Below are 6,080 nucleotides of genomic sequence, written 5' to 3'. Positions count from 1 at the left end.
ACAGTGGAGAGAAACTCTCCGGCTTCCGTAGAAGCGAGGCGCGCATTCTACGCTTTCCTCATTTGATGTCAAGACTTTATTTTTGTTAACTTCAAACTGAATTTTTAGCTAACTGGATGAAGCCTTTTTCATCTTGCTTTGACTCAAACGTTTCGTTAAGAAGTGTTCGTGTCGCTGCGTTGTGGGGCGGCATTATAGAGATGAAACGAGATGCGTCAACGCTTTATTTCACTTTTATTTCATTTATTTTTTGTTTGCTCAAATAAGCTACAACTTGCTTATTTATTGGCTTTATGCGTAACTTAATACATCCAGCAATCATTCATTTTTTTAACATATGAACAATTTACGAGCGTTTAAGAAGATAACCCCCACAATAGCCGATAATGCCTACATAGATCCAAGCTGCGTTTTAATCGGAGATATAGTTATTGACCAAGATTCGAGTATTTGGCCTTTAGTCGCTGCACGCGGAGATGTTAATTACATTACGATAGGTAAGCGTTCAAATATACAAGACGGTAGCATACTCCATGTTACCCGATCTTCATCAGCAAACAGTAAAGGGTATCCTCTCATTATTGGCGATGATGTTACTGTGGGCCATAAGGCTATGTTACATGGCTGCTATATAGGGAGTAGAGTTTTAATTGGCATGGGTGCAATTGTGTTAGATGGTGCCATAATTGAAGATGATGTCATGCTAGCCGCTGGTTCGCTTGTCGCCCCAAATAAAAAATTAGAGTCAGGATATTTATATAAAGGTAGTCCAGCAGTTCAAGCGAGAAAGTTAACTGAAGCCGAAATTCAATTTTTAAAACAATCAGCTATAAACTATGTAGAGTTAAAAGACGAATATCTATAACTCTACGTATCTATCACTCTACATAGTAAAAAGAGCTTAATGGGCTTTCACCTGCTAAGCTCTCAATAATTTAACGACAGGTAGAAGATTTGGTCTAACACCACGCCAAACATAAAAGCTTTCGGCAGCTTGACCAACTAGCATACCTAATCCATCTAGCGCTAACTTAACCTTATTTTGTAATGCCCATTCAACAAAAACAGTTGGTTTATCGCTATAAACCATATCATAAGCATATCCACCCGGTTTAAATACGGTTTCACTTATTGGTGGTAGTTCATTTGATAAACTTGCTGATGTTGAATTTATGACTAAATCATACCCCTGCTCTAGTGAATCAAAAGCTAACGCATTTAAATTACCGAGTCCGGCAAAGCGTTCTACTAGGGTTTCAGCTTTTGAGACTGTACGATTTGTAATAGTTAAGCTCTCAGGTAAATGTTCTAGCAACAATTGAATGACACCTCTAGCAGCGCCACCCGCACCAATAAGTAATATTCGCTTCCCTTTTAACGGCACGTCATTTTCAATTAAATCATTAATCAAGCCAGCGCCATCAGTAGTATCAGCTTCAATGGTCCCATCTGGTAATAAGGTTAATGTATTAGCTGCTTGCGCTAATTTAGCTCTGTCGGATACTTTATCCGCCATTTTAAAAGCTCGTTCCTTAAAAGGAACTGTGACATTACATCCTTTACCACCTTGTTGAGCAAAATCCTTTACGTTTTGTTCAAATTCGTCTAGTTCAGATAATCTAGCTTGATAACTGATGTCCTGTTGGGTTTGTTTTGCAAATTCAGTATGTATAGTAGGTGATTTGCTTTGTTTGATTGGGTTTCCAAAAACAATATATTGATCCATGCTTGATCCAATTAAATTCGAATTTTGTAGGTATCTGAATTTGATTGAGGCTTGTTTAATTACTCAATAGATCCAAACTTGTAGTATAATTTTGACCCAATATTTTACTCGTAATCCAATTTCAATTCACGTTTAATAACAAACAAAATGAATATAGCTAGCTTGTTAACCTTTTTTATCCCAATAAAGAACTTATTTTTACAGAAGAAACCAAACATGTATCAAAATACACCTTACCAGCAAATTGGAGGCGAGCAGGCAGTTAACAAACTCGCTAACCGATTTTATGATTATATGGAAACAGACGTTAGAGCAAGCGAGCTATTAAAAATACATCCTCAGCCTATGGATAGTATTCGTGAACGCTTTTTTGAGTTCTTGTCCGGATGGTTAGGTGGGCCACCGCTTTTTGAGCAAAAATATGGTCACCCTAGATTAAGAGCAAGACATTTACCCTTTAAAATAGATACACGCCAAAGAGATATGTGGATGCTATGTATGAGCCAAGCATTAGATGAAGTTGTTAGTGATAAATTATTGCGTCAACAACTGCATGCGAGCTTTCATCAGCTCGCAACGCATATGATAAATACAGACTAGTTTTCTAAACTCAGCCAGTCTTGAGGCTTTAAATACCTTTGATACAAATTAGCTTCAAGACTATCTTCTGCTGGCTGGAAATTATATTCCCAGCGCGCTAACGGCGGCATCGACATTAAAATAGACTCTGTTCGACCACCCGTTTGCAATCCAAATAAAGTGCCTCTATCAAACACTAAATTAAATTCAACATAACGACCGCGTCGGTACAATTGAAATTGACGTTGCGCTTCACTATATTCTGTCGATTTGTTCCGTTCCACAATCGGAACATAAGCATCAATGAAGCCTAAACCAACAGTTTGCATAAACTCAAAGCTTTTATCGAATCCCCATTGGTTGAGATCATCAAAGAATAATCCCCCAACACCACGTGTTTCATCTCTATGCTTTAAATAGAAATATTCATCACACCATTTTTTATAATCCGAATAAACCTTTTCGCCAAAGGGTTTGCAAATATCGAAAGCGGTTTGATGCCAGTGTATAACATCTTGCTCTACTGGATAAAAAGGCGTTAAATCAAAACCGCCACCGAACCACCAAACAGGCGCTTCGCCTTCTTTCTCGGCGATAAAAAACCTAACATTGGCATGAGATGTTGGAATATGAGGGTTGTTGGGGTGAATAACGAGAGAAACACCGCAAGCTTGCCAACTCCTTCCTTCCAATTCAGGTCTGTGTGCAGTAGCTGATGCTGGCATTTGGTCGCCAAAAACGTGCGAGAAATTAACCCCACCTTGTTCAATCACAGCCCCATTAGTCATAACTCGAGTTCGACCGCCACCGCCACCCGGACGTTTCCAGTTATCTTCAACAAACTTTGCCTGACCATCTGAATTTTCTAACGCTTGGCATATTTGGTCTTGAAGCTGATGTAAAAACTCAATAACAACTTCAATACTTACTTTATTATCTGGTTTTGTAACGCTCATTATCTAATTTGAATTCCTGTCAATGGATTTAAAATCGTACTAGGCTTAGGGTTCTGCCCTATTGGCGCATCTAACACATAATCAAGTTGTTCGGCAAAAACATCCATCACGGCTTGATAGCTCGTTGCGGCATCTTGGCCTGATAAATTACAACTCGTAGAAACTATGGGTTTACCAAAGGCTTCACATAAACCTCTAGCACCTTCATGTGCTGTTACTCGAACGGCAAGAGTATCAAACTGTCCAGTCAAAAATTCTGGCGTTTCAGGTTTAACCGGTAGTAATAAAGTAAAAGGGCCAGGCCAGTGTGAAAAAACACTAAAACGCTTGTCTTGTGGGATCAGATTATCTGCAATATAAGGTAATAATTGAGAGTAATTTGACGCAATTAAGATTAAGCCTTTACTTATATCCCTTTGCTTCAAAGCTAAAATTTTCTCTACTGCTGCTTGGTTATCTGGATCGCAACCAAGACCAAAACAAGATTCAGTTGGGTAAGCAATTACACCACCCGCTTTTAAACTTTCAACGGCTTTAGTGTAGTCAATCGAATTATCAGACATTGTAGACATGCTTATGTAATTAACAGTTAAGTAATTATACCGCGTCTATTTGATGCTTACATTTTTTTTGTGGGCAAACTAACTTATCTTTTCCACGTAAATGTTTTTTCATCATTACCGGCCAATCACAGTTAGGGCATTTATGCTCAACAGGCTCAAAATTAAGAGCATATTCACATTTAGGATAAGCAGAACAGGCAAAAAACTTTTTACCAAAACGACTTAACCTTTCAACTAACTCGCCAGTTGAGCATTTGGGGCAGCTAATATGATTTTGAGATGCTTGGCTATCTTCATTCTGATGTTCTATATAGTCACATTCAGGAAAAGCAGTACAACCAATAAATAAGCCATAGCGACCATGTTTTACCGCTAGTAAACTGTGACACTTAGGGCATTCAGAATCATCAATAACGCGAGTATCCGAGTCATCTTTATCATGCTGATGAAGTGGTTTTATGTAATCGCAATTAGGATAAGCTTCGCAGCCAAGAAAAGCGCCAGCTTTACCAGATCGGAATACTAATTTTTGTCCACATTTTGGACATGTATGGAATTCTTTATCTAGTGCGTGCTGTTGAGCCGTAAATAGATCGATTTTTTTATCTGACATTCAGTTCAACAACACCACAAGTAATTAAGGTTAGATCAGTGTAATGGGCCTTCTGGCTCATCAAAAACCAGATCCTCCATTTGTGAGTAAGCAGATTCATGACCTGGTACATTAAATAACACCATTAAGATAACCCATTTAAGGTCGTCTAACAAAAATTCAGGTGTATCTAAGGCCATTACTCTATCAATCACCATTTCACGGGTTTCTGTGTCCAGAATATTAATTTGTTCTAAAAACAAAATAAACCCACGGCTATCCGCTTCTAAGCGAGATAGTTCTTCTTCAGTGTAAACACGCACAGAAGACACTGGCGAACGTTTGGTTAGATAAGGCATAGAATCACAGTTTTGTAGATCTGCTAGTTTCTCTAGCCAATCTAAAGCTTTGTAGATTTCGTCAACTTCGAAACCTGCTTTTAGCAATTCATCTGTTAGTTGGTCGTGATCAACTAACACTTCAGCTTCACTGTGAATGTAATTCTCAAATAAATACATGAGGATATCAAACATAGCTATTACCTCCTCAAAAGAGTGTAACCACCAGAAGTAGCGGCAATTAAACCTTGTAACTCAAGGTCCAGCAGTTGAGCCAAGACAATATCAAGTGGTAGGTTTGTCCTTGCTACCAACTCATCAATCGAAGTGGTCTCATAATCTAAATTAACCAAGAAATCGTGACTTGTGAAGTTTTCTTTGACTTTTTTTTCATCTTTTTGTGAAAAAAGCGACATTTGAGGCACTTCGACCAAGTCATTTATCTCTTCTAATATATCGGTAATAGTTTCTACGAGTTTAGCACCTTGACGGATTAATTGATGACAACCTTTAGCTCTCGTCTCATGGATACTACTAGGAATAGCAAATACTTCACGGTTTTGCTCCAAAGCATATTTAGCCGTTATGAGCGAACCACTTTTCACATTTGCCTCGACAACTAAGACGCCACAACTTAAACCACTAATAATTCGATTACGCCTTGGAAAGTTTTGAGACCGAGCAGGCGTCCCAGGTGGGAACTCAGATAAAATCAGGCCTGCTTGTATAATTTGTTGAGTTAGGTCGTGATTTCGTTTTGGATAAACCACATCGGGTCCAGTACCCACAACTGCAATAGTAGAATGACGCTTTGCGCTTAATGCGCCTTTATGTGCCCAAGCGTCAATTCCAGCAGCCAAGCCACTGGTAATAATTAAACCGGCTTCAACCAAAGACTTTGAAAATTGAAATGCGTTGTCTGTACCATACCTAGAAGCATTTCGGCTACCAACGACTGCAATTTGAGGCTTAGATATTAATTCTAAATGTCCAACAGCATATAAAACAAAAGGTGGTGAACTAATTTGTTTCAGATTTTCAGGATATCTGTCATCTTGCCAATGGATAATATGATGGAGATCTGACGCATTTAACCAATCAACTTGAGAATCAACAAGTGGCCAATTAATATTTTTCAGAATGTTAATTTGATTCGGATTAAAACCGATAGAGCTGAGTTTATCTTGGCTAAGCAGAAATAAACTTTCAAGTGAGTAGTATTCAAGTAATTTTAATAATTGCTTACTGCGTAATCCTTTAACTTGCTTTATTGCAAGCCAGTGTCTCAAGGTATCCATACCTAACTCTCCTTTATAAAAGGTGTCC

Annotated in this window: 8 protein-coding genes; 2 read left to right on the top strand and 6 right to left on the bottom strand. The window is 38.4% G+C overall.

All coding sequences use genetic code 11. The annotated features are described in order from the left end of the window. Window positions 1–337 precede the first annotated feature (337 nt). The gene (locus tag XM47_RS06520) at window positions 338–865 is read left to right on the top strand and encodes a gamma carbonic anhydrase family protein (RefSeq protein WP_048690918.1); all 528 of its coding nucleotides are present in this window, start codon (window positions 338–340) and stop codon (window positions 863–865) included. Window positions 866–919: 54 nt separating this feature from the next. On the opposite strand, the gene aroE is transcribed toward XM47_RS06520, so the two are convergent. Then, window positions 920–1,726, bottom strand: coding sequence for a shikimate dehydrogenase (gene aroE / locus XM47_RS06515; RefSeq protein ID WP_048690916.1), 807 nt, complete (start codon window positions 1,724–1,726; stop codon window positions 920–922). A 216-nt stretch (window positions 1,727–1,942) separates the two neighbouring features. Between aroE and XM47_RS06510 the strand changes: the two genes are divergently transcribed. After that, window positions 1,943–2,326 carry a group II truncated hemoglobin gene (locus XM47_RS06510; RefSeq protein ID WP_053084519.1) on the top strand — a complete coding sequence of 128 codons (384 nt, stop codon included), beginning with the start codon at window positions 1,943–1,945 and terminating at the stop codon, window positions 2,324–2,326. Here XM47_RS06510 and hemF read toward each other — a convergent pair. The 5 genes from hemF to dprA are packed head-to-tail and all read right to left on the bottom strand — an operon-like array spanning window position 2,323 to window position 6,052. After that, complete coding sequence (gene hemF / locus XM47_RS06505; protein ID WP_048690914.1) at window positions 2,323–3,261, bottom strand: oxygen-dependent coproporphyrinogen oxidase; 939 nt, start codon at window positions 3,259–3,261, stop codon at window positions 2,323–2,325. The genes XM47_RS06510 and hemF overlap by 4 nt on opposite strands. Beyond that, window positions 3,261–3,824, bottom strand: a complete 564-nt coding sequence (locus XM47_RS06500; RefSeq protein WP_048690912.1) for an L-threonylcarbamoyladenylate synthase type 1 TsaC — start codon at window positions 3,822–3,824, stop codon at window positions 3,261–3,263. Before XM47_RS06500 ends, hemF begins: the two co-directional genes overlap by 1 nt. Window positions 3,825–3,858: 34 nt before the next feature. Further along, a complete protein-coding gene (locus XM47_RS06495) occupies window positions 3,859–4,437 on the bottom strand; it encodes a DNA topoisomerase family protein (protein ID WP_048690911.1) in 579 nt (192 codons plus the stop codon). Window positions 4,438–4,472: 35 nt separating this feature from the next. Then, window positions 4,473–4,949 carry a DUF494 family protein gene (locus XM47_RS06490; protein ID WP_048690909.1) on the bottom strand — a complete coding sequence of 159 codons (477 nt, stop codon included), beginning with the start codon at window positions 4,947–4,949 and terminating at the stop codon, window positions 4,473–4,475. Between the two features lie 5 nt (window positions 4,950–4,954). After that, the gene (dprA, locus tag XM47_RS06485; RefSeq protein ID WP_048690907.1) at window positions 4,955–6,052 is read right to left on the bottom strand and encodes a DNA-processing protein DprA; all 1,098 of its coding nucleotides are present in this window, start codon (window positions 6,050–6,052) and stop codon (window positions 4,955–4,957) included. Between the last annotated feature and the right edge of the window lie 28 nt (window positions 6,053–6,080).

The organism is Catenovulum maritimum (assembly GCF_001050375.1).
In the GTDB taxonomy this organism is placed as follows: Bacteria; Pseudomonadota; Gammaproteobacteria; order Enterobacterales; family Alteromonadaceae; genus Catenovulum; species Catenovulum maritimum.
This window is presented reverse-complemented; position numbering and strand designations above follow the sequence as displayed.

Bases quoted from the DNA above. Each gene is read 5' to 3' on its own strand.
- XM47_RS06520 (WP_048690918.1), top strand. From the start codon at position 338: ATGAACAATTTACGAGCGTTTAAGAAGATAACCCCCACAATAGCCGAT.
- aroE (WP_048690916.1), bottom strand. From the start codon at position 1,726: ATGGATCAATATATTGTTTTTGGAAACCCAATCAAACAAAGCAAATCA.
- XM47_RS06510 (WP_053084519.1), top strand. From the start codon at position 1,943: ATGTATCAAAATACACCTTACCAGCAAATTGGAGGCGAGCAGGCAGTT.
- hemF (WP_048690914.1), bottom strand. From the start codon at position 3,261: ATGAGCGTTACAAAACCAGATAATAAAGTAAGTATTGAAGTTGTTATT.
- XM47_RS06500 (WP_048690912.1), bottom strand. From the start codon at position 3,824: ATGTCTGATAATTCGATTGACTACACTAAAGCCGTTGAAAGTTTAAAA.
- XM47_RS06495 (WP_048690911.1), bottom strand. From the start codon at position 4,437: ATGTCAGATAAAAAAATCGATCTATTTACGGCTCAACAGCACGCACTA.
- XM47_RS06490 (WP_048690909.1), bottom strand. From the start codon at position 4,949: ATGTTTGATATCCTCATGTATTTATTTGAGAATTACATTCACAGTGAA.
- dprA (WP_048690907.1), bottom strand. From the start codon at position 6,052: ATGGATACCTTGAGACACTGGCTTGCAATAAAGCAAGTTAAAGGATTA.